The sequence below is a fragment of the Alcanivorax nanhaiticus genome, from assembly GCF_000756665.1.
In the GTDB taxonomy this organism is placed as follows: domain Bacteria; phylum Pseudomonadota; class Gammaproteobacteria; order Pseudomonadales; family Alcanivoracaceae; genus Alcanivorax; species Alcanivorax nanhaiticus.
Genome location: NZ_ARXV01000022.1, coordinates 1 through 21,695, shown reverse-complemented (window position 1 = coordinate 21,695; position 21,695 = coordinate 1). Strand labels below are relative to the sequence as shown.

Annotated in this window: 21 protein-coding genes; 9 read left to right on the top strand and 12 right to left on the bottom strand. The window is 57.7% G+C overall.

Annotation, left to right across the window (positions count from 1 at the left end; all coding sequences use genetic code 11):
- Positions 1-4 precede the first annotated feature (4 nt).
- The 6 genes from aroE to Y5S_RS18110 all read right to left on the bottom strand — a co-directional run bounded on the left by aroE (position 5) and on the right by Y5S_RS18110 (position 4,918).
- Complete coding sequence (gene aroE, locus Y5S_RS18135; RefSeq protein ID WP_035235083.1) at positions 5-817, bottom strand: shikimate dehydrogenase; 813 nt, start codon at positions 815-817, stop codon at positions 5-7.
- On the bottom strand, positions 814-1,722 hold the full coding sequence (hemF, locus tag Y5S_RS18130) for an oxygen-dependent coproporphyrinogen oxidase (protein WP_035235081.1): 909 nt from the start codon (positions 1,720-1,722) through the stop codon (positions 814-816). Before hemF ends, aroE begins: the two co-directional genes overlap by 4 nt.
- A gap of 52 nt (positions 1,723-1,774) precedes the next feature.
- On the bottom strand, positions 1,775-2,323 hold the full coding sequence (locus tag Y5S_RS18125) for an L-threonylcarbamoyladenylate synthase (protein WP_035235080.1): 549 nt from the start codon (positions 2,321-2,323) through the stop codon (positions 1,775-1,777).
- 64 nt (positions 2,324-2,387) lie between these two features.
- On the bottom strand, positions 2,388-2,606 hold the full coding sequence (locus Y5S_RS18120; protein ID WP_035235078.1) for a hypothetical protein: 219 nt from the start codon (positions 2,604-2,606) through the stop codon (positions 2,388-2,390).
- Positions 2,607-2,702: 96 nt separating this feature from the next.
- The gene (gene dprA / locus Y5S_RS18115) at positions 2,703-3,776 is read right to left on the bottom strand and encodes a DNA-processing protein DprA (protein ID WP_035235076.1); all 1,074 of its coding nucleotides are present in this window, start codon (positions 3,774-3,776) and stop codon (positions 2,703-2,705) included.
- A gap of 71 nt (positions 3,777-3,847) precedes the next feature.
- Complete coding sequence (locus tag Y5S_RS18110) at positions 3,848-4,918, bottom strand: LysM peptidoglycan-binding domain-containing protein (RefSeq protein ID WP_231552744.1); 1,071 nt, start codon at positions 4,916-4,918, stop codon at positions 3,848-3,850.
- A gap of 147 nt (positions 4,919-5,065) precedes the next feature.
- On the opposite strand from Y5S_RS18110, the gene def reads away from it, so the two are divergent.
- From def to Y5S_RS18080, 6 genes are all read left to right on the top strand, one after another.
- Positions 5,066-5,572, top strand: a complete 507-nt coding sequence (gene def / locus Y5S_RS18105) for a peptide deformylase (RefSeq protein ID WP_035235074.1) — start codon at positions 5,066-5,068, stop codon at positions 5,570-5,572.
- Between the two features lie 184 nt (positions 5,573-5,756).
- Entirely contained in the window at positions 5,757-6,737 is a 981-nt protein-coding gene (fmt, locus tag Y5S_RS18100) for a methionyl-tRNA formyltransferase (protein WP_035235073.1), read from the top strand.
- The gene (gene rsmB / locus Y5S_RS18095; RefSeq protein ID WP_035235071.1) at positions 6,724-8,031 is read left to right on the top strand and encodes a 16S rRNA (cytosine(967)-C(5))-methyltransferase RsmB; all 1,308 of its coding nucleotides are present in this window, start codon (positions 6,724-6,726) and stop codon (positions 8,029-8,031) included. Before fmt ends, rsmB begins: the two co-directional genes overlap by 14 nt.
- Positions 8,028-9,404, top strand: coding sequence for a Trk system potassium transporter TrkA (trkA, locus tag Y5S_RS18090; protein WP_035235069.1), 1,377 nt, complete (start codon positions 8,028-8,030; stop codon positions 9,402-9,404). Before rsmB ends, trkA begins: the two co-directional genes overlap by 4 nt.
- Before the next feature lie 17 nt (positions 9,405-9,421).
- Positions 9,422-10,873 carry a TrkH family potassium uptake protein gene (locus tag Y5S_RS18085; protein WP_035235067.1) on the top strand — a complete coding sequence of 484 codons (1,452 nt, stop codon included), beginning with the start codon at positions 9,422-9,424 and terminating at the stop codon, positions 10,871-10,873.
- A 129-nt stretch (positions 10,874-11,002) separates the two neighbouring features.
- Positions 11,003-11,629 (top strand): hypothetical protein, encoded by a 627-nt coding sequence (locus Y5S_RS18080; RefSeq protein WP_035235066.1) that lies wholly within the window; start codon positions 11,003-11,005, stop codon positions 11,627-11,629.
- Between the two features lie 171 nt (positions 11,630-11,800).
- On the opposite strand, the gene Y5S_RS18075 is transcribed toward Y5S_RS18080, so the two are convergent.
- Positions 11,801-12,949, bottom strand: a complete 1,149-nt coding sequence (locus Y5S_RS18075) for an alkane 1-monooxygenase (protein WP_035235064.1) — start codon at positions 12,947-12,949, stop codon at positions 11,801-11,803.
- A gap of 145 nt (positions 12,950-13,094) precedes the next feature.
- Between Y5S_RS18075 and Y5S_RS18070 the strand changes: the two genes are divergently transcribed.
- The 3 genes from Y5S_RS18070 (at position 13,095) to Y5S_RS18060 (ending at position 16,369) form a co-directional block, all read left to right on the top strand.
- Complete coding sequence (locus Y5S_RS18070; protein WP_035235063.1) at positions 13,095-13,760, top strand: GntR family transcriptional regulator; 666 nt, start codon at positions 13,095-13,097, stop codon at positions 13,758-13,760.
- 103 nt (positions 13,761-13,863) lie between these two features.
- On the top strand, positions 13,864-15,825 hold the full coding sequence (locus Y5S_RS18065) for a marine proteobacterial sortase target protein (RefSeq protein WP_052041704.1): 1,962 nt from the start codon (positions 13,864-13,866) through the stop codon (positions 15,823-15,825).
- Positions 15,812-16,369, top strand: coding sequence for a class GN sortase (locus Y5S_RS18060; RefSeq protein ID WP_052041703.1), 558 nt, complete (start codon positions 15,812-15,814; stop codon positions 16,367-16,369). Before Y5S_RS18065 ends, Y5S_RS18060 begins: the two co-directional genes overlap by 14 nt.
- Positions 16,370-16,876: 507 nt before the next feature.
- Here the strand turns inward: Y5S_RS18060 and Y5S_RS18055 are convergent.
- The 5 genes from Y5S_RS18055 to Y5S_RS18030 form a co-directional block, all read right to left on the bottom strand.
- Positions 16,877-17,278, bottom strand: coding sequence for a hypothetical protein (locus Y5S_RS18055; RefSeq protein ID WP_035235062.1), 402 nt, complete (start codon positions 17,276-17,278; stop codon positions 16,877-16,879).
- Positions 17,275-19,476 carry an OsmC domain/YcaO domain-containing protein gene (locus Y5S_RS18050; protein ID WP_035235060.1) on the bottom strand — a complete coding sequence of 734 codons (2,202 nt, stop codon included), beginning with the start codon at positions 19,474-19,476 and terminating at the stop codon, positions 17,275-17,277. Before Y5S_RS18050 ends, Y5S_RS18055 begins: the two co-directional genes overlap by 4 nt.
- A 149-nt stretch (positions 19,477-19,625) precedes the next feature.
- The gene (locus Y5S_RS18045; protein ID WP_035235059.1) at positions 19,626-20,054 is read right to left on the bottom strand and encodes a hypothetical protein; all 429 of its coding nucleotides are present in this window, start codon (positions 20,052-20,054) and stop codon (positions 19,626-19,628) included.
- Between the two features lie 45 nt (positions 20,055-20,099).
- Positions 20,100-20,474 carry a glutaredoxin family protein gene (locus Y5S_RS18040; protein ID WP_035235057.1) on the bottom strand — a complete coding sequence of 125 codons (375 nt, stop codon included), beginning with the start codon at positions 20,472-20,474 and terminating at the stop codon, positions 20,100-20,102.
- Positions 20,475-21,092: 618 nt separating this feature from the next.
- Positions 21,093-21,497: a hypothetical protein gene (locus Y5S_RS18030; RefSeq protein WP_035235054.1), complete on the bottom strand. Its 405-nt coding sequence runs from the start codon at positions 21,495-21,497 to the stop codon at positions 21,093-21,095.
- Between the last annotated feature and the right edge of the window lie 198 nt (positions 21,498-21,695).

Here is a 21,695-nt window from a genome sequence, read left to right as displayed (position 1 = left end):
TGCCTTACCTCAACATGGCCATCACGGGTGCGGTCTCGGGACGCCACCCTCGCCACACTTCAAACGCTTCTGCTGCCTGCTCCACCAGCATCCCAAGGCCATCGGATACTGCCTTCGCCCCTTGGTCTTCTGCCCAGCGCATGAAGGGAGTGGGCTCCTTGCCATAGACCATGTCATAAGCCACGGCGCCCTCTGCCAGCAGGCCACCCGGCAACGCAGGCATTTCTCCATGCAGGCCGGCAGAAATCGCATTAATCACCACATCGAACTGGCCAGCCAGTCCTTCAAGGCCACTGCCCAGTACCGGTGAATTACTTCCATCCATAAAACGTCGGGCAAGAATTTCGGCTTTTTCTGCAGTGCGATTAGCCACCCGTACCAAGGTCGGTTTTTCCGCCAGCAACGGCCCCATCACACCACGCACCGCACCGCCAGCCCCCAACACCAGCACCCGCTTGCCCTGGATCTGCCAACCCAGGTTCTCGCGGATATCCTGCACCATGCCGGCACCGTCCGTGTTATCGCCATTGAGCTGATCCCCCTCCCACCAAAGGGTATTCACTGCACCAGCCTGCAAGGCGCGCTCCGTCACGGCGTCACACAATTCAAAGGCCTGCTCCTTGAAGGGCACAGTCACGTTTGCCCCCTGGCCTCCATCCGCACGAAACGTGTGCAGCGCCCCGGCAAAATCATCCAGTGGCGCTTCGCGTTTTTCGTAGCGAAGGTCATCCGCTTTCTGGTTGGCGAAAGCGTGGTGAATGTCCGGAGAACGAGAATGCGCTACCGGGTTGCCAAACACACAATACAAGGCGCTCATACCCACTCCCGCTTGATCAGAAACTTGTCATACAACTCGCTTTCAGGGCTGCCCGCTTGCGGATGCCAGTCGTAATCCCAGCGCACCAGAGGTGGCAATGACATGAGGATGGACTCGGTGCGCCCACCAGACTGCAACCCGAAGATGGTGCCCCGGTCATACACCAGGTTGAATTCCACATAGCGCCCGCGGCGATACAGCTGGAAGTTACGCTCACGCTCGCCATACTCATGATCCTTACGACGCGCCATGATCGGGCGGTAGGCCTCAATATAGGCGTCGCCAATACTACGCATTAGCGCAAAGCTGGTATCAAAATCAAAGCGGTTCAAATCATCAAAGAAAAGACCGCCAACACCTCGGGGCTCGTCACGGTGCTTGAGGTGAAAGTAGTCGTCGCACCAGTGCTTGAATTCAGGATAGATGTCGTCACCAAACGGCTCGCAGGCCGCTTTAGCGGTTCGGTGCCAACCCACTACGTCTTCCTCAAAGCCGTAGTAAGGTGTCAGGTCAAAACCGCCTCCGAACCACCAGACAGGATCTTCGCCCTCCTTTTCAGCCACAAAGAATCGCACATTGGCGTGGCTGGTAGGCACATAGGGGTTTTTCGGGTGGATCACCAGGGACACGCCCATGGCCTGAAAGCTGCGCCCGGCCAGTTCGGGTCGGGCAGCGGTAGCGGAGGGAGGCAGCTGGGCACCGAATACATGGGAGAAATTCACCCCTCCCTTCTCAATCACGTCACCGTTTTCCAGCACCCGACTACGGCCACCGCCACCCTGTTCACGTTCCCAGCTGTCTTCACGGAATTGGGCACTGCCATCTTCAGCAGCCAGTTGCTCACAGATACGATCCTGCAGGCCCAGCAGGTAGTCCTTTACGGCCTGCAGCGAAACGTCTGACATGATTCTCTCCCCAGGGAAATGCTGATCGCCACCATCTACTGGCGGGCATGGGTCAGGCGCGCAAGGTGCGCCCGCTTTCCAGATCGATAATGGTAGAGGGTTTGCTGGCCCGGTCACAGGCTCCGGTCACGATAAAGTCGAGCTGGTCACCGAGTTGGCGGGCTACCTGGAAAGGGTTACGCGCTGACGGACGACCGGACAGGTTGGCACTGGTGGAAATAATCGGATGCCCCACCCGCTGGCACAACTCCCGCGCCAGTGGATGATCCGGCACCCGGATAGCCACCTTGGTGTGGCGACCTCGCACCCAGTCGGGCACTGCATCGGTGATTGGGACCAGATAGGTGAGAGGTGCCGGCCAGCCGGCTTCCAGCTGTTGTTGCTGCTCGTCTGTGAGCATCACATAGGGCAGCAACTGTGCCAGATCCGCACCAATCAGAATCAGCCCTTTATCCACCGGGCGCTGCTTGATAGCCAGCAGCCGCATCACCGCTTGTTGGTTGAAAGGATCGCAACCGAGTCCATACACTGACTCGGTGGGATAGGCCACCACACCGCCGGCCTGAATGATTTCTGCTGCAGATTGAAGGTGCTGTTTCATGAAGGCTGCCCGGCCACCAAAACGCGCAACATACCCTGCCTTCCGGTGACCGACAAGAGAGGCATCACCAGGCAGGTGCAGCTACCCGGCGCGCCAGTAGACGCACATGGCCGCCATCGTCAGTTTGCTGCTCGCACTCTACCCGGTCGCCTTCCCCGAAACGCAGGGCCGGCGCATCGTCAGGGACAAAGGTAATACGGTACAGATTGCCTCCCAGGGAGACCGCATCCACCGCAAACCAACGGGATGACGCCTCACGGTAGGGTACCAGGATTTCAAACACGCTGACGCCCCTCCCGGCTTGGCCGGTTCGCGAGTCATGTTTCCATGGTAGGCGCTTCACACATCAGTGTGAAACGCTCACGCGGGCGGCGCCCCATCAGGAAGCGCGTGATGCATCACTGCGTTTGAGATAACCACCAGATACCCGCTCGACCCACCCCTCCATTTCCAGATCCGCCAGCTGCCCGGCCAATTCATGCATGGGCATACCGGTACGGGTCTGCAACATGTCCAGGGAATTGATCCCACTGGTCAGATGCTGCAGCAGGGCAGGCTGGCCAGCCTCTTCACCAAGACCACAGCTATCCACTGCTCGGCGGAACTCGCCAAAGGACGCAAAAATATCGTCCATGGATTCCAGCCAGCTGGCACCATCGCGCAGCAGATGATGACAGCCCTTACTGAGGGGATTGTGGATACTGCCGGGAATGGCAAAGACTTCGCGCCCCTGGGATAGCGCCGTACGCGCCGTAATCAATGAACCACTGCGGATCGCCGCCTCCACCACAATGGTGCCCAGGCTCAGACCACTGATGATGCGGTTTCGCTGGGGAAACTGGGAAGGCAACGGCGGCGAGCCGGGGGCAAATTCCGACACCAGCGCGCCCCCCTGATCCACAATCTGATTGGCCAGAGAGGCATTACGCGGCGGATACAGCCGATCAGGGCCGCTCCCCAACACGGCCACGGTACGTCCCGTGAGCAAGGCCCCGCGGTGCGCTGCCGCATCGACGCCAAGCGCCAGACCACTGGTGACCACAAATCCTGCCGCGGCCAGTTGGCGTGCAAAGCGGCGGCTGTTATCCAGCCCATCCGCAGACGCATTGCGTGCCCCCACCATCGCGATGGAAGGCGCACTCAACGCATCCGCATCACCACGCACGGCAAGCACCCCTGGCGGATCACTGATATTGGCCAACAGCGCCGGGTAGTCCCTGTCACCCAGTGCAATCCAGCGCCAGCCTTGCTCACGCAGCTGTTCAAAGTGGGCGGTCAGGTTACCGGTATTATCCAGCAGCCGGGCACGATCCTTCAGACCTGCCGGCAACAGGGACAGAAAATGAGAGATTGGCGTAGAGCCAATTTTTTGCTGCTGCAAAGCGCGGCCCAGAGCCGCAGAAGAGGGAGAAAACAACGCCTGCAACAGCAGGCGTTTGAATTGTCCGTCCATCGCCCACCTCCATGTGTGCGTTGACGGTTAATGGGCGCCGAAACGCCGACGGTGAGCGCTACCGCATTAGATTAGTAGCTACCTGCCGGGCTTTCAGCCATGTCATGCATATAAATAGGCCGGATGGACTCCATAATCAAGCCATAACTGACCTTGTCGAACACCCGGAATACCACCAGGGAACCGCTGCGCTCTGCGGGCAGGGCCACGTTATCCCCCAGCTGGCGATCACGGACCACTTCACCCTTGCCGAAGATATCCAGCACATTGCCTTCCTTGAGGCCATCACGGATACCCTTGTTCAGCACCACCACGTCGTTACGAGCCACGCTGTTAAGGCGATCAAAGAAGCGGATCACCTGGGCTTCGATCTTGGTGTCCGGGGCGCTGGGCTGCAGCATGGCGCGCACGCGACGATCTTCGGTGGAAAAAATGCGGTCATCAATGCGCACATCTTCGGTGGAATCGGTCAAACGCAGGCTAACAATCTCGCCCTCATGATTGGCAACTCGTCCCAAGCCTACCTGGCGCGCTTCATAGCCGAGCACCTCATTGGTTTCCGGATCCACATACTGCTCACCCGTGCGATACACACCGTAGCCCTGCTCAAGGTTTTCCCACTTGGTTCGCGCATCACGTGCATAAACGGTGTCGCCCTCACCAAATACCACGCGGCGGTCACGGCCGCCTACGAGATAGGGAGCTTCCTGAATATCCTGTCGAGAGACCACCAGACCGTCTTTCAGGTAAGCCGCAATGGCACTGGCGGGAATCATCGGAATCGCCTCGTCGTTGGCGATTTCACGTACGCTCGGCGTCAGCTTGACTACGCCGTTGGACATGACGGTCTCTTGCACGCCGCGCTTCACACTCAGGCGGGGCTCACCGTTCACGTAGGAAAGACGGATTTCGTCACCCGGATAAATCAGGTGCGGATTGCCGATTTCTTCATTGATCTGCCAGATTTCCGGCCATTGCCACGGCTCTTCCAGAAAACGGGAGCTGATGTCCCACAGGGTGTCGCCATTCTTGACATAATATTTGCCGGGATGCCCATCTTTGAGCATCACTGCAGCGGAGGCCAGGCCTGTCACTGACAGCAGCAGCCCGACGGTAAAGGCGCGCTGGACCGATTTCATCATCATCGGATTCCTTTTATCATTATTGGACTCATCCCCTAAAGAGGCCGTGCGACGCCGAGGCAGACACGGTTTCTTTTGGATATTAGCAATGCGATCATATATTTAGCAACCGAATTTCGAGTGCTATCGCAACTTCTGAGAAGGTACATGGCCAAACTGGAAATACTGGAATTCCCTGACCCCCGGTTGAGAACCGTAGCAAAGCCGGTGGAAAAGGTGGATGACGAGCTTCGCAAACTCATCGACGACATGTTCGAAACCATGTACGACGCCCCCGGCATCGGCCTGGCTGCGACCCAGGTGGACGTGCACAAACGGGTGATCGTCATGGATCTGTCCGACGAGAAGAATGAGCCGCAGGTGTTCATCAACCCGGAAATCACCCCTCTCACCGAAGAACTGGCCCCCTACGAAGAGGGGTGCCTGTCGGTACCGGGCTTTTATGAGAAGGTGAAGCGCCCGGCAAGGGTGATGATCAAGGCACTGGACCGGGACGGTAACGCCTTCGAAATCGAGGCCGACGAGCTGCTCGCCACCTGCATCCAGCACGAGATCGATCACCTGGAAGGCAAGCTGTTCGTGGACTACGTCTCCCGCCTGAAGCGTGACCGGATCAAGAAGAAGCTGGAGAAAGTGCACCGGCTGCAGGGGTAAACGAGTGGCAAGTGACAAGTTTCAAGTTGCAACGCGAAACCGGTCATCGCCATTCCCCCACGCCTTCGTCGCGCACCATTCATTTGGGCGCGGCCACCCACGCCGACGCAACCACAGGCTTTAACCGCGCCTTGAAACTTGCAACTTGTAACTTGCGACTCACCACCAACCCAGAGGCAGTTCATTGAAACCCTTACGTCTCGCCTTCGCCGGCACCCCGGATTTTGCCGCCGCCAGCCTGCAGGCGGTGCTCGACAGTGATCACAAGGTGGTGGCCGTGCTGACCCAGCCGGACCGGGCCGCTGGCCGTGGCAAGAAAGTGCAGAAGAGCCCGGTGAAATTGCTGGCCGAAGGCCATGACATCCCGGTGCTGCAGCCGGAGAACCTGAAAGGCGAGGAGATCCGCCAGCAATTGCGCGATCTGGATCTGGATGCGTTTGTGGTGGTGGCCTACGGCCTGATCATCCCCCAGGCGGTGCTGGATATCCCGCGGGTGGCCTGCCTTAACGTGCATGGCTCTCTGCTGCCGCGCTGGCGCGGTGCGGCACCGATCCAGCGGGCCATCAGCGTGGGCGACACCGAAACCGGCAACACCATCATGAAGATGGAGGCGGGTCTCGACACCGGCCCCATGTTGCTGTGGGAAACCCTGCCCATCGGCGAGACAGAAACCGGCGGCGAACTGCACGATCGCCTGGCAGCCCAGGGGGCGCGCCTGCTGGTCACCGTGCTGGACGACCTCGAGCAGTACCTGGCCAACGCCACGGTGCAGCCGGAAGACGGCGTGACTTACGCCCACAAGCTGAGCAAGGCGGAAGGGCGACTGGATTTCCGCCTGCCCACCCGTGCCCTCTACAACCGCATCCGTGCGTTTAACCCGTTTCCCGTAGCCTGGGTGCCCCTGAACGGCCAGCCCATGCGCATCTGGCAGGCCAGCGAGAGCCCGTTGCCCGGCAAGGATGACGACGAACCCGGCCATGTGCTCAAGGTGGACGACAACGGCATTCAGGTGGCCACCGGCGACGGCATCCTGATCCTCGAAGCCTTACAGCTGCCCGGCAAACGGCGCATGGCGGTCGCCGACCTGCTGCGCGGCAACCCGGATCTGTTCAAGGTGGGCGAACCCCTCGGTGACGCACTGGACAGCAACAGTGGCGACGCCTGACCCGCGGCTGAGCGCGGTCCGGGTACTCGACCGCGTGATCCCCGGCAAGGGCGACGGCGAAAGCCTGCGCGAAGTGCTGCGTGACTTTCCCCTGCAAGGCAGCGACGGCGGCCTGATGCGCGACATCAGCTTCGGCGTCTGCCGTCATCTGCGCCCGCTTAATCACTGGCTCAACCAGCAACTCTCCAAACCCTTAAAAGCCAGCGCCCAGCCAGTGCGACTGGCGTTACTGGCCGGGCTCTACGAGCTGTGGTTCAGTGACCGCCCGGCCCATGCCATCGTCAATGCCTACCCACAGCTGTGTCGCAAGATGAAAGCCCCCTGGGCCGCCGGGCTGAGCAATGCGGTACTGCGCAAGGCCAGCAAACTGAACGTAGAAGATGCGCTACAGGACGCCTCCCCCAACATCCAGCTGAGCTTGCCGGACTGGCTGTATAAAAGCTGGACCCGGGACTGGCCGGAACAGGCCGAAGCGATGGCCCGCGCCAACCTGCAGACCCCGCCTTTTACCCTGCGGGTGAACCGTCAACAGCAACAGCGCGCCGGCGCCATCGCCGCCCTCGGCGAAGGTGCCCGCCCCGGCGAACTGTCACCGTGGAGCATCTACGTGAAGCCGGCCCGGCCCGTGTTTCAGCTGCCCGGTTTCGAGCAGGGCGCCCTGTCGGTCCAGGATGAAGCCGCGCAGCTGCCCGGCGAACTGCTGCAGGCACCACCGCAAGGGCGCATCCTTGATGCCTGCGCCGCCCCCGGCGGCAAGACCGGCCAGCTAAGGGAAAAATTCCCTGATGCGGACCTGGTCGCACTGGAGCTGGAGCCGCGCCGCCTGACACGCATTGAAGAGAATCTGGCCAGACTTGGCGCCACCGCCACCCTGCTGCAGGGGGACGCCAGCACACCGGACAGCTGGTGGGATGGCACCCCTTTCGATGCCATCCTGCTGGATGCGCCCTGCTCTGCCACCGGCATCCTGCGCCGCCAACCAGACGTGAAATGGCATCGCAAGGCGTCCGACATTCCTGCACTGGTCGATTTACAAGCGCGCATGCTGGATGCACTATGGCCGCTGCTCAAGCCCGGCGGCATGCTGGTGTATGCCACCTGTTCGGTGCTGCGCGACGAAAATGATCGCCAGATCAGCGCGTTTCTGCAGCGCCAGCCACAGGCACGGGATGTGACGCCACGCCTGAATGAGGCCACAATGGTCGACGCGGGATGGCAGTTGTTTCCGCAGCAAGACGGACCGGATGGCTTCTATCTGGCTTGCCTGCGCAAGGGGGCTCAGCAGGACGCATGAAAATCATCATTCTCGGTGCCGGTCAGGTGGGGGGAACCCTGGCAGAAAACCTGGCCAACGAGCGTAACGACATCACCGTCATCGACACCGATGCGGAACGTCTGCGTGAGCTGGGCGACCGACTGGATATTGGTAGCGTGCACGGCATGGGCTGTTATCCCAATGTACTCAAGGAAGCCGGCGCTGAAGACGCCGACATGCTGATCGCGGTGACCAACTCCGATGAGGTGAACATGGTCGCCTGCCAGGTGGCCTACTCCCTGTTTCGCACCCCTTCCAAAATTGCCCGAATTCGCACCGCACACTACACCAGCCGATCGGACAAGCTGTTCAACGAAAACGCCCTGCCTATCGATGTGATCATCAGCCCGGAGCAAGTCGTCACGGACTATATCCGCCGCCTGATCGAACACCCAGGGGCCTTGCAGGTAGTGAATTTTGCCGGCGGCCGGGTGCAGCTGGTGGCAGTGCGCGCCTACTATGGTGGCCCGCTGGTTGGCAACGAGCTGCGCGAACTGCGCAAGCACATGCCCAACGTAGATACCCGTGTTGCGGCCATTTTTCGTCGCGGACGCCCGATCATTCCCGAGGGCAACACCGTCATCGAAGCCGACGATGAAGTGTTCTTCATTGCTGCCAAGAACGATATCCGCGCAGTGATGAGTGAGCTGCGCCGCCTGGAACATAACTACAAGCGCATCGTGATCGCCGGCGGTGGCAACATCGGCTACCGCCTGGCCAAGACCATCCAGCACCGCTACAACGTAAAGGTACTGGAAAGAAATCCAGGCCGGGCCGACTGGCTGGGCGAAAAGCTGGCCCAGACAGTGGTACTGCAGGGCCTGGCCACCGATCGCGACGAACTGCTACGCGCCAACATCGAAAACACCGATGTGTTCTGCGCGCTCACCAATGATGACGAAGCCAACATCATGGCCTCACTGCTGGCCAAACGACTGGGCGCTCGCAAGGTGATGACCCTGATATCCAATCCCGCCTATGTGGACCTGGTACAGGGGCACGACATCGACATCGCCATCTCGCCCCAACAGTCCACCATCGGCAGCCTGCTCAGCCATGTGCGCCGAGGTGATGTGGTCAACGTGTACTCCCTGCGCCGCGGCGCGGCGGAAGCCATCGAGGCCATCGCCCACGGCGACGCCAAATCGTCCAAGGTTGTGGGCCGCGCCATCGAGGATATCGATCTGCCCGAAGGCACCACCATCGGTGCTATCGTGCGCGGCGAGAAAGTTTTGATTGCCCATGATGATGTGGTCATTGAACCCGACGACCATGTGATCCTGTTCCTGATCGACAAACGCCGCACCCGGGACGTGGAAAAATTGTTCCAGGTCGGCTTTACCTTTTTCTAGGACAGGCACGGATACGCATGCACTTCGCGCTGATCTCGAAAATTCTTGGCCTGCTGCTGGTGGTGTTCAGCTTTACCATGATGCCGCCGGTCGCCGTGTCCTACTGGTATCAGGAGGGCGGCGAAACACCGTTCCTGATTTCCTTTGTGCTCACTCTCGCCCTGGGCCTGGCATTGTGGCTACCCTTTTTCCGCAACAAGGCAGAACTGCAGACCCGCGACGGTTTTCTCGTCGTGACCCTGTTCTGGTCGGTACTGGGTGTCATTGGCGCGCTGCCACTGATCATCAGCGATGATGTACCGGTAGGTTTCACCGACGCCGTGTTTGAATCCGTCTCCGGGCTGACCACCACCGGCGCCACCGTGTTGTCCGGCTTGGATTTCATGCCCAAATCCATTCTCTATTACCGCCAGCAACTGCAATGGCTCGGCGGCATGGGCGTGGTGGTACTGGCCGTTGCCATCCTGCCCATGCTGGGTATCGGCGGGATGCAGCTGTACAAGGCGGAAATCCCCGGCCCGATGAAGGACGCCAAATTAACACCACGGATCGCCGAAACCGCCAAGGCCCTGTGGTACGTCTACCTGTTCATTACGGTGGCCTGTGCCACCCTCTACTGGGCCTTTGGCATGAGCGTTTTCGATGCCATCTGCCATAGCTTCAGCACCGTGGCCACCGGCGGCTTCTCCACCCACGATGCCTCCATGGCCTATTGGGATAATCCCTGGATTGATTGGACCGCCACCACCTTTATTCTGATTGGCGGGGTCAACTTTGCTTTGCACTTTGCAGTATGGCGCGGCCGCTCCTTGCTAGTGTTCATACGAGATCCAGAGTTCCGTTTCTTCATCGGTCTGTTCCTGATTTACACCAGTATCATCACCGCCGGGTTGCTGTTCTTTCACTACGATTTCAATTTCGCTGACGCCCTGCGTCATTCCGCTTTCCAGGTCGCGTCGTTCAGCACCGGCACAGGTCTTACCAGTACCAATGCTGCGGGCTTTCCCGGCTTTATCCCCTTCTTGCTCGTGTTCACCAGCTTTATCGGTGGCTGCGCCGGCTCCACTGGTGGCGGCATGAAAGCCGTGCGCGCGGCACTGGTGTTCCACCACAGTATCCGCGAGCTGCGTCGACTGATTTATCCCAACGGGGTATTTGCACTGCGCTTCGGGCGTCAATCCATTCCAGACCGGGTACTGCAAGCGGTATGGGGATTTGTCGGGGTTTACATCACTATCTCGGTGATTTTCACCCTGCTGTTCACCATGACCGGCATGGACCTGACCACCGCCGTCAGCGCCGTGGCCGCCAGCCTCAACAACCTGGGCGTTGGCATCGGCGAAGTGGGCGCAGGTTTCGCCAACATCACCGACAGCGCCAAATGGATGATGACCGTTCTGATGGTTGCAGGGCGGCTGGAAATCTTTACGCTACTCGTGCTGTTCACCCCCATGTTCTGGCGACAGTGAAAAGACAGTTAATAGTGAATAATTAATCGTTAACAGTTGCGCGGGATTGGCCGTGCCTGCGGACGTGCCGCGCCCGCGCCAACGCATGAAAACCCAAAACCTTCTTCTCATCACCCACAAGGAATCGTGATGTCATTTCTTTCCCAGTTGCTGATGCAGCTGCCTTCGTTTTTGATCGCACTCACTGGTTTTGTGCTGGCCGGCATTTTCATGAAGCGAGCCAGCACTGCCTCCATTCTGGTGATCATCGCCAGCATTTTGACCTTGCTGCAAAGCACCCTGGCCATCTTCAACCACCTGGTGCTGCTCGAGATGATGATTGATGGAAAGCTGAGTGACACCGCCTACAGCATTATTGTCAGCGGTGGCTTCACCCTGTTTTATGTGGCGATCAGCGCACTCATGCTGTGTGCGGCCTTTGCCGGCCGGAACGCTCAAACCACGCCCCAGGCACAACCCAATATCGCAGAAAACACAGCGACCACCCACGCCAACCTTACCCCCCACCGCGGCGGGATGGTGCTGACATTTGGCCTGCTTGGCCTGCTCCTGTTTGCCCCGCTGGGGATTGCGGCCTGGGTCATGGGCAACAAGGACCTGGCATCCATGCGCGAAGGCCACATGGACAAAAGCGGAGAAGGCACAACGCTGGCCGGCAAGATCCTTGGCATCCTGGCCACCACACTGATGATCTTCGGCGTCATCGTCTTTTTCGGCGCCATGGCCGTCCTGGCCAGCAGCTACCGCGGCTTCTAGGACTCTGCCAGCCAAACCAGCAAGGCTCCCACAGAAGCCTCTCGTCGTGGAGGGGTTGTGGGGCAGCGGCAAGCGCAAACAAGCAGGAATACCCGCCAACAAAAAGCCCCGGCATTGCCGGGGCTTTCTTGTTTTCGCTGTTAACTATTCACTGTTCACTGTTAACTGCCCTTAAGCGATATTATTCACCCGCTTGGCATCACGGAACAGCTGATCCATTTCACCCTCGTAGTAGGCTTCTACACGCGGGTTCATGACCTTTTTCCACAGCGGTGGGAACAGCGCCAGAACATACATGCTGGCATAACCACCCGGCAGCTGCGGGCTTTCTTCATAGTGACGCAGCACCTGATAACGACGCTTGGCGTAAGCGTGGTGATCACTGTGACGCTGCAGCTGGAACAGGGCGATGTTGGTCAGCAGGTAGTTGGAGTTCCAGCTGTGCGCCGGGGTCACCCGCTCAAAACGGCCCTTCTCATTCACACGACGGTGCAGACCGTAGTGCTCGATGTAGTTGATGATTTCCAGCGCCAGAGCAGCAAAGAAACTTTGCCCCAGGAAGAACACCACACCCTGCCAGCCCCAGATCACACCAAAGGCCACCGCGAACAGCGCAGAAATGCTGTACCACCAGATCAGCTCATTGTAGATGCTGATATTTTTCTTGCCCTTGCGCTCCAGGTACTGTTTTTCCAGCGCCCAGGCATTCTTGAAATTACGCACGAAGGCCTTCGGCAGGAAGTCATACAGACCCTGGTTATAACGGCTGGAGGAAGCATCGTCCGGAGTAGACACATGCACGTGGTGACCACGCACGTGTTCCACCTTGAAGCCGGCATAGGTCACGGATGACAGCAGCAAACCGCCCATCCAGTTTTCGATCTTCGGATCCTTGTGGATCAGCTCATGACCCAGGTTGATGGCAATGATGCCACCCACGGTACCGATAGACACGATCCAGCCGATCTTGCCCAGCAGGCCGTAGTCATTGGTCATGAAGATATGACCGGCATAGAACAACACCGCAATCCACACAAAGCCCATCAGGATAGTGAAGACACGATAGATCACTTCTTCCGTCAGGGTGGGTACCTGCTGTTCTTCATCCGGGTTACTGGGGTCCTTACCGATGATGTAGTCCAGCACCGGGATAATCCCAAAGATCACGAAGTACAGGAACCAGGACCAGTAATCCTGAGTACCACTCTCCAGGCCCACATAGGCGGAGAACGGCACCAGCGGCACCATCGTTGCCCAGAACACCACGTAGCTCCATTTTTTTATTGTCAGCATCCGATCCGGATTCACATTCTCGAACATGGCCTTGCCCTCGCTTGTTCAAGCTCAAAGTAACAGTCAACGATGACAAGGTTATTCCTGATTTCTTGAATTGTCAAACAACTCAAGAAATGAAATACTAGTCCCAAGTCGCCATAATGGCGGCCTCGATTCACAGGAAGCTGCCATGTCGTTGCAAGCCGTCAGTCTGAGTGAGCAAATTGCCCGTCATCTGGGTGAGCAGATCATTACTGGAGAGTTGGCCCCGGGGGCCAAACTGCCTGAAGGTGAACTGGCCAAAGACCTTGATGTAAGTACCAACTCACTTCGAGAGGCCTTTAGACTGCTGGAAAAACAGCATTTGATCGAACTGCAGCCACGCCGTGGCGCGCGGGTTTGCGAGATAACGGAAACCCAGGTGAAAGACCTGTACGAATTCCTGTTTCTGCTGCTGTCACAGCTGGCGGAACGCGCCGCCGTGAACTGGCAGCCAGGGCAAATAGAAGATCTGGTGGGGATGCTGCCGCAGCTGGAACAGCATTTTCAGAACGACGACATGCCTGCCGCTCATCAGTTGGCCTTCCGGTTTGTGGAAATCGCCACCGCCCGATTCTCGGCCAACCGCTATCTGGAAGCCGACATTGTCAATCTGATCCCCCTGCTCAAGCGCTATTCTTTTACCGCCCTTCAGGAAGACACCACCGAGTTCGATGTCTCGTTGCAGATATTCAAGCGCTTGCTGGTGAACATTGTCGGCCGCAAGCAGCAAGAAGCCGGTGCGGACATTCGCGAATATGGCGAGAACCAATGCCAGGTCGTGCTGCGGGCGATAGCCAAACGCAATGCGGCTTGAAGCCCGCGAATAGCTAAAATCACGGATAGGGGGACGCCACACACAATCCCCACAAAGCCCCCGCGCTACCGGGCCATGCTGACCTCATCTCAAGGAGGCCAGCATGAAAATTTCGCTTTTTATCTCACTACTGTTGCTCACTCTTGGTGTCCGGGCCGAGAGCGTGTTCGACCCCGGCGACGCCATGTCCGGCGTGCTATATCTGACTGATGGCAAGGGCAAAAGCACCCCCGCCACCCCGCTCAACAGCGACGCGCATATTGCCATCAACGGTCCCGTCGCCAACGTCACGCTGATCCAGCAGTTTCATAACAGCAGCCGCGATTTTCGTGAGGGGCGCTACCAGTTTCCGCTACCGGAAAATGCCGCCGTGAACGGCATGGTGCTCACCCTTGGGGAAAGACGCATTGTGGGACGCATCGATCGCAAAGCTGCCGCCGAGAAGACCTACCGTGAAGCCCGTGCCGCCGGCAAGCGCGCCAGCCTGGTGAGCCAGCAGCACCCCAACCTGTTCACCACCGCCGTCGCCAACATTGCCCCCGGCGAAACGGTGCAAATAGAACTGCACTATCAGCAACCCCTCAATCTGGACGATCGACGTTTTCAGCTCCGCCTCCCCTTGACCATCACTCCGCGCTTCTTGCCCCAGACGCATGATCCCCATCCCCTCGATGGCCTGCTGCACAATATTATTGCCGCACCCGGCACCGGCAACACCACCGGCACCGTCAGCCTGCAGGTTGAACTGGATGCCGGGGGGCAACTGGCTGCGCTGAACAGTCCCAGTCATGACATCCTGTTCCAGCGACATGGTCGCCGCTACCACATCAGTCTCAAGGCCGGCAGCGCGCCAATGGATCGGGATTTTATTCTCAACTGGGAACTGGAAGACAAAGGCGACCCCCTGGTTGCCAGCTTTCATGAAGAAATCGAGGGGGAGCACTACGCCCTGCTGATGGTAATGCCCCCGGCAAGCCAACAAAGACCCACCCTTGCCCGGGAAACCCTTTTCATTATCGACAGTTCCGGCTCCATGGGGGGCATGCCAATGCGTCAGGCCAAAGCCAGCCTGCAACTGGCATTACAAAGACTGCAGCCCGGCGACCGTTTCAATATCACTGATTTCGACAGCCAGCACACCCTGCTCTTCGCAGAGCCTGCGGAGGTCAACGAGCGCACCCGGCAACAAGCCCGCAAGTTCGTCACCAACCTGGAAGCCGGTGGCGGCACGCACATGCTACCCGCCCTCAGCGCCACCCTTAGCCAACCTGAAAGCAGCGGCTATTTGCGCCAGGTCATCTTCATCACCGATGGCGCGGTGGGCAATGAGCACGCCATCTTCCAGGCACTGCATCAACAATTGGGTGAAGCACGACTGTTTACAGTGGGCATCGGCTCTGCGCCCAACAGTCATTTCATGAACCGCGCGGCGCAATTTGGCCGCGGCAGCTTTACCTACATCAACGATCAGCACCAGGTGCAACGCAGCATGGACTCCCTGTTCCATCGGTTGGAGTCACCCCTGATGCGCAACCTGCAGGTACGCCTCCCGGAGAATATTGTTGCTGAACAGTGGCCTCAAAAACTGCCGGATCTCTACGCCGGTGAGCCCCTGCTCCTGACCCTGAAGCTATCCGACCCAGTGCAACATCTCAGTGTCAGCGGCTATCGACAAGAGCCCTGGCAGCAGGACGTCACTGTGCCCATTACACGTGACCACCCCGGCACTGGCAGCCTGTGGGCCAGACGCAAAATCGCCGATTTGATGGATCGCATGACACTGGGTGCGGCAGAGTCCGAGATTGCACCACAAGTCACAGAGGTAGCATTGCAGCACCAATTGATTAGCCGCTACACCAGTTTTGTTGCCGTTGAAGAAACCGTTACCCGACCGGCACACGCACCGCTGGTACAAGACATCATTGCCAATCAGGCTCCCCACGGCACCGCCTGGCCCGGCACAGCCACCCCCGCCCCGCTACTGTGGCGTCTGGCAGGCATCATCCTGGGGATCTATCTACTACTCATCTGGCAACAGCGGAAGGCCCGTCATGCTACGGCGTAGGCGCGGTGTGTCCGCGCTGGCGCTGGGCCTCTTTCTCAGCCTGGCCGGGTGGGCCGGCTGGCTGGATGCAAAAGCCTGGCTCGCCCAGCACCTGATCGCCAATGCATGGCAAATGACACTGGAAAAGGGAACCCGCCAACGGCCCTGGTCCTGGGCTGATACCTGGCCCGTCGCCAGACTCAGCCGCCCCGACGGTGAAACACTCTATGTGCTGGAAAGCGCCAGCGGTCAGGCCCTTGCCTTTGGCCCCGGCCGTCTGGCCGGCGGCAACAACACCCGCCAGGCATGGGTGCTGGCAGGCCACCGGGATACCCACTTCGCTTTTCTGGAAGACCTGAACAAAGGCGATCAACTGAGCCTGCAACTTGCCGATGGGCGATTACACCGCTTTCATGTGTCACGACAGGAAATCATCAACAGTGAGCAGCACCCCTTGCAGGTCCCCAACGATAACCGGCAACTGATACTCATCACCTGCTACCCGTTTGACGCTGTTACTCCCGGTGGACCGCTACGCTATGTTGTCACCGCAAGCGCCTTCTGACTCCCGCTCCCTGCCCTACCACGGGAAGTTTCCGGCGGCGTGCGGTGTTTTGTGGGAGCGGCGGTTCCGCCGCGATGTGCCGGGCAATGATTGAAACGCCGTTTCGCGGTCGAACGCCCGCTCCCACAGGTGGGAACTTCCTGCCGGACCTGCCGTTTTTTGTGGGAGCGGCGATTCCGCCGCGATGCGCCGAGCCAGGATTGAAACCCCGTTTCGCGGTCGAACGCCCGCTCCCACAGGTGGGAACTTGCTACCGGGCCTGCCGTTTTTGTAGGAGCGGCGGTTCCGCCGCGATGCGCCAAGCCAGGATTGAAACGCCGTTTCGCGGTCGAACGACCGCTCCCACAGGTGGGAACTTGCTACCGGGCCTGCTGTTTTTTGTGGGAGCGGCGGTTCCGCCGCGATGTGCCGAGCCAGGATTGAAACACCGTTTCGCGGTCGAACGCCCGCTCCCACAGAAGATCGAACGTCAGGGCACCTGACGAAGCAGGAACACCTGCATCAAGACTACAGCAAGCGGGAACGCTGACGGTCCCCTTCATGAAAGGCTGCCAACAACGACCACCCCAGAAACGCCGTGCAGGTGGTCAGGTAATCACGAATCAGAAACTGCACCAGGTCTACATCCACCGCGCTATCACGGTTTTCAAACTGGCACTGCACTTGCTCGGGGGCATCCACCGTCTTGCTGTCGTCGCTCACCACAATCGTCAGTACAGCAGCGGCATCATCCCAGCCACAGAGCAGATAGCGGGCATCATCACCCACATTGGTATCCAGCAATGCCACCGCTTTTTCCAGCGCCGCTTCCAGGCCGGTCTTGATTCCCGCCTCACTGTCACCCGGACACTGAACCAGGTGCCGCACACCGCTGTCGCCTGATGCCTGTTGGGTCCACGCCAACGTCATGACTTGTCTCCCGAAATGCCAGCCAACCGCGCACGCGCGGCATGCAGTTTCTTGTAGCTGTCGATCAAGCGTAGATGTTTATCCAGCCCTTCAAGCTGCATATTAGTCGGTGTCAGACCGGGGAAGCGTACCGTGCCTTCAACCGCTCCAATCACCTCTGCCATGGTCGCCTCGCCATACATGCGTGTCAGGTTGTAGCGATAATCGTCAAGCGCCAACTCTTCATCGAGGGCGATTTCCAACACCGCATTCATGGCCCGGTAGAACAGACCACGCTCTACCGTGTTGTCGTTGTACTGCAGGAACATGTCCACCAGCTCGGCCGCTTCCTCCAGGCGCCCCAGCGCAAGGAACACCAGCAGCTTCAGTTCCAGCACGGTGAGCTGGCCCCACACGGTGTTCTCATCAAACTCGATACCGATCAGGGTGATGATGTCGGTGTAATTGTCGATCTGGCTGTCTTCCAGACGCTCAACCAGAGCACTGAGTTCATCATCACTGAGCCGGTGCAGGTTGAGAATGTCCTCACGGTAATCCAGCGCCTTGTTGGTGTTGTCCCAGATCAGGTCTTCCACCGGGTACACCTCAGAAAAGTCCGGCACCAGAATCCGGCATGCCGGCGCACCCAGCTGATCGTGTACCGCCACATACACTTCCTTGCCCTGCTCGGCGAGAATCCCGAACAGCGTTTCCGCTTCCTCGTCGGTGGTCCCGGAAAAATCCCAATCAACAAATTCATAGTCTGCTGCAGCACTAAAGAACCGCCAGGAAATCACCCCGGTGGAATCGATAAAGTGCTCCACGAAATTGTTCGGCTCAGACACCTCCATGCTGTTGAAGGTAGGCGGCGGGACATCGTTCAGGCCTTCAAAGCTGCGCCCCTGTAGCAATTCAGTAAGACTGCGCTCCAACGCCACATGAAAGCTGGGGTGCGCACCGAAAGAGGCAAACACGCCACCGGTGCGCGGGTTCATCAGGGTCACACACATGACCGGGAATTCCCCCCCCAGAGAGGCATCCTTCACCAGCACCGGAAACCCCTGGGCTTCCAGCGCCTTGATGCCCTCGACAATCTCCGGGTAACGCGCCAGCACATCCTCCGGCACATCCGGCAGCACAATTTCCTGCTCGATAATGTATTTCTTCACCGCCCGCTCGAAGATCTCCGACAGGCACTGCACCTCGGCTTCCGCCAGGGTATTGCCCGCGCTCATGCCATTACTGAGGAACAGGTTCTCGATCAGGTTGGAAGGGAAGTACACCGTCTCGCCATCCGAGCGGCGCACAAACGGTAGTGAGCAAATGCCGCGATCCACACGGCCGGAGTTGGTATCAATCAGGTTGGAGGCACCCAGTTCGCCATCCGGGTTGTAGATGGCACGGGTATGCTCGTCCAGAATCTCCGCCGGCAACGCATCATTGGGACCAGGCTTGAACCACTTTTCATTGGGGTAATGAACAAATTCGCTGTTGGCGATTTCTTCCCCGAAGAACTGGTCGTTATAGAAGAAGTTGCAACTCAACCGCTCGATGAACTCGCCCAACGCCGAGCACAGCGCGCTCTCCTTGGTGGCACCCTTGCCGTTGGTAAAGCACATGGGCGACGCCGCATCACGAATATGCAACGACCACACATGAGGAACGATATTGCGCCAGGAGGAGACCTCGATCTTCATACCCAGGTCTTCAAGAATCCCGGTCATGGTGGCAATAGTGTCTTCCAGCGGGCGGTCTTTGCCTTCGATCAGGGTGCGAGTCGCGTCATCCGGGTTCACCGTCAGCAGCGCCTGGGCATCCTCGTCCAGACTCTCCACCGCCTCAATCTGGAAATCCGGGCCGGTCTGAACCACCTTCTTGACCGTACAGCGGTCAATCGCGCGCAGAATGCCGGTACGATCCTTGTCAGAGAGATCTTCCGGCAGCTCCACGTTGATCCGGAAGATCTGGTTATAGCGATCCTCTGGATCAACGATATTGTTCTGCGACAAACGAATATTGTCGGTGGGGATATCCCGCGCCTTGCAGTACACCTTTACGAAATAGGCGGCACACAGGGCCGAAGAGGCCAGGAAATAGTCAAACGGACTGGGGGCTGAGCCATCCCCCTTGTAGCGGATGGGCTGGTCTGCGATGACGGTGAAGTCGTCAAATTTGGCTTCCAGACGCAGGTTGTCGAGAAAATTGACCTTGATTTCCATGGGGGCACTGCCGGGTTGGGAATGAATGAACCGGTGCCATTATCCCGGTTTTGCCCGGCCCCGTCTTGTCCACGCTCACCACACCATTTCAACTCGGTACGAGTGCCGCCACACGTCTCCCCGAACGGAAAATGATCCACGCGGAAAGATCACTCCTCAATGCGGCAAAGTCCCTGCTCGGAAACCTGCAAGGCAGCACAGAAATCTGCCACATCGGCATTGGCAAACTCACTGGAGATGAACTCCCCCGGAATCATCCCCTCATCCCAGCGGGTTGCGATCAACAGATAGCGATCACTGCCGTCGCTATCACCCTCCGGAAATACCTCCACCACGGTATGGGTCTGGTGAATATAGAGATCCCGGATATCCTTACGACAACGAAGCCGCGAATCCGCTTCCGGCGAACATGCGTAACCCGCTTCGGTAAAGAAATCCACGGCGGTTCGCATCAGGGCTTCGGCGGGCAACGTACCGCCTTCAGGTGCAGTAACCGTCCGAATCTTATCCCCTGCCACATTGGTACACCCAGCCAGCATCACCCAAAGAGAAAACAGCACAACCCGATAAACATGCATTCCGGAATATTCCATTATCTTGATTATTGAAAAAAACAGACCGGGTTAGTCGTAACCAGCCTGTTGGTACAGCTTTTCACGATACTGCTGTATAGCGACCTCCACATCCGGTCGCACCATCAGGTTTCCATTCACATCCACCACCGGCAGATTGTAGCGGCGAGTAGAAATACCGGATGCGTTCATCCGTGAATGGAGCAGATCCGCAACACGAGGCTCATCAACAACGAAGTAGCGATAATTCACCCCGTTTCGTGCCAGTTCCTTGAGAGTGCGCTGCGTCCAACCACAGCTATCCCTGCCATAGACCGCGATGTACGAGCTCGACTCCAGCGGAGCAATCTTATCTTTAGGGGCAAATCGTTCCCAAGCCTGATATCCAGCGAAAATAAGCAGCGCGAGAATGATGAGGTTCTTCACGTTATGTCATCCTGTTTGTCATTTTTATCACTGCAATCATCAGCTAAAGGGCAGGCCACTGACAAAGACGGGTTTTCTTCCGTTAAAGCGGGGGAGGTTCATTTGGGATCACAGTCGCTTGTTATGAACATCGCTCTCTGTAAATCAGAATCATTGATCCGGGTATAGCTATCAAGACTGGAAGAACCAAGAAAATGCTCGCGTATACAGAAAACGACATCCAATCTATTCCCCCATGAACAATCAATGAAATAGTGAACGGCAAGAAACCTGTAACGACTGCGCTTAGCAAGCCAGAAACCAGGATCTTTACTTCGTTCCTTGCTTTTACCTTTAGATAAAAATATTCGTAAGACCTAAAACCAATCCCAGCACCAATTAGCGCAACGGGAGCGCCCAAAATCAGAGTAAATGGAAGCACCTCCAACCCTTCAGCTCCTAGATTCACAAACAACCATAATGGCACCACAAAGAAATATGATGCGATCATGGCATATATGTAATCTCTATTCGTCGACATCTTTCCCCAATTCATAACGCCGCCAGAACCCGAACAGCAAGCGTTTTAATGGCCTGCTTTTCAAGGCCATTGCTTGCTGTTTCGGGTTGCTGGCTTTGTTAAGCATTTATTACCCCGATTGCTAATATGAGCAAACCTGACAAAGTTAAAATGGCACTAAACCACATAAAACGCCTTTTCTTTTTTAGCGCCGCAACTTTGTGGGATTTTATTTGCTCTGGCGATATTGTGCTTACCAGAGATTCGTGAGGAAGAATACCAACAAACGCAACAGCAAGTGCTAGGAAAAAACCTGCAAGCGATGCGGATTGCCAGTAGCTGCTTATTGCGCCGGGCTTTAGAAAAATGATGTTTGCGCCTAGTAGCGCTGTATTTAATGTAATCATTTGAATAAGTACAGACTGCACTAACTCAATGTTTTTCTTTATTGTTTCTCTGCCCCACGTAAGGTAGAACTCATCGTCTTCCGAAGCAGGTTTTGATTGAATAGGATTATTCATCATTTAAGGTGACCGAGCATCTGGTTCCGCAATGAGTACATTTTGGAACATAGGTAGGTGGTCTTGGTTTGGTGTCATCCAACATGAGCATCTGTGTACTCTTTGGATCAAAACTCGATTCCTTATTGCACGAATGACATACGAATTTAATTTCTTCCACTGAACTCTCCTTTATGCTTAACGCTTTGCACACTGGCCAAG

Bases quoted from the DNA above. Each gene is read 5' to 3' on its own strand.
- Y5S_RS18125 (WP_035235080.1), bottom strand. From the start codon at position 2,323: ATGAAACAGCACCTTCAATCTGCAGCAGAAATCATTCAGGCCGGCGGT.
- Y5S_RS18085 (WP_035235067.1), top strand. From the start codon at position 9,422: ATGCACTTCGCGCTGATCTCGAAAATTCTTGGCCTGCTGCTGGTGGTG.
- Y5S_RS18065 (WP_052041704.1), top strand. From the start codon at position 13,864: ATGAAAATTTCGCTTTTTATCTCACTACTGTTGCTCACTCTTGGTGTC.
- trkA (WP_035235069.1), top strand. From the start codon at position 8,028: ATGAAAATCATCATTCTCGGTGCCGGTCAGGTGGGGGGAACCCTGGCA.
- hemF (WP_035235081.1), bottom strand. From the start codon at position 1,722: ATGTCAGACGTTTCGCTGCAGGCCGTAAAGGACTACCTGCTGGGCCTG.
- Y5S_RS18030 (WP_035235054.1), bottom strand. From the start codon at position 21,497: ATGATGAATAATCCTATTCAATCAAAACCTGCTTCGGAAGACGATGAG.
- aroE (WP_035235083.1), bottom strand. From the start codon at position 817: ATGAGCGCCTTGTATTGTGTGTTTGGCAACCCGGTAGCGCATTCTCGT.
- Y5S_RS18045 (WP_035235059.1), bottom strand. From the start codon at position 20,054: ATGCATGTTTATCGGGTTGTGCTGTTTTCTCTTTGGGTGATGCTGGCT.
- def (WP_035235074.1), top strand. From the start codon at position 5,066: ATGGCCAAACTGGAAATACTGGAATTCCCTGACCCCCGGTTGAGAACC.
- Y5S_RS18060 (WP_052041703.1), top strand. From the start codon at position 15,812: ATGCTACGGCGTAGGCGCGGTGTGTCCGCGCTGGCGCTGGGCCTCTTT.
- Y5S_RS18050 (WP_035235060.1), bottom strand. From the start codon at position 19,476: ATGGAAATCAAGGTCAATTTTCTCGACAACCTGCGTCTGGAAGCCAAA.
- Y5S_RS18080 (WP_035235066.1), top strand. From the start codon at position 11,003: ATGTCATTTCTTTCCCAGTTGCTGATGCAGCTGCCTTCGTTTTTGATC.
- Y5S_RS18110 (WP_231552744.1), bottom strand. From the start codon at position 4,918: ATGATGAAATCGGTCCAGCGCGCCTTTACCGTCGGGCTGCTGCTGTCA.
- Y5S_RS18075 (WP_035235064.1), bottom strand. From the start codon at position 12,949: ATGTTCGAGAATGTGAATCCGGATCGGATGCTGACAATAAAAAAATGG.
- Y5S_RS18055 (WP_035235062.1), bottom strand. From the start codon at position 17,278: ATGACGTTGGCGTGGACCCAACAGGCATCAGGCGACAGCGGTGTGCGG.
- Y5S_RS18070 (WP_035235063.1), top strand. From the start codon at position 13,095: ATGTCGTTGCAAGCCGTCAGTCTGAGTGAGCAAATTGCCCGTCATCTG.
- dprA (WP_035235076.1), bottom strand. From the start codon at position 3,776: ATGGACGGACAATTCAAACGCCTGCTGTTGCAGGCGTTGTTTTCTCCC.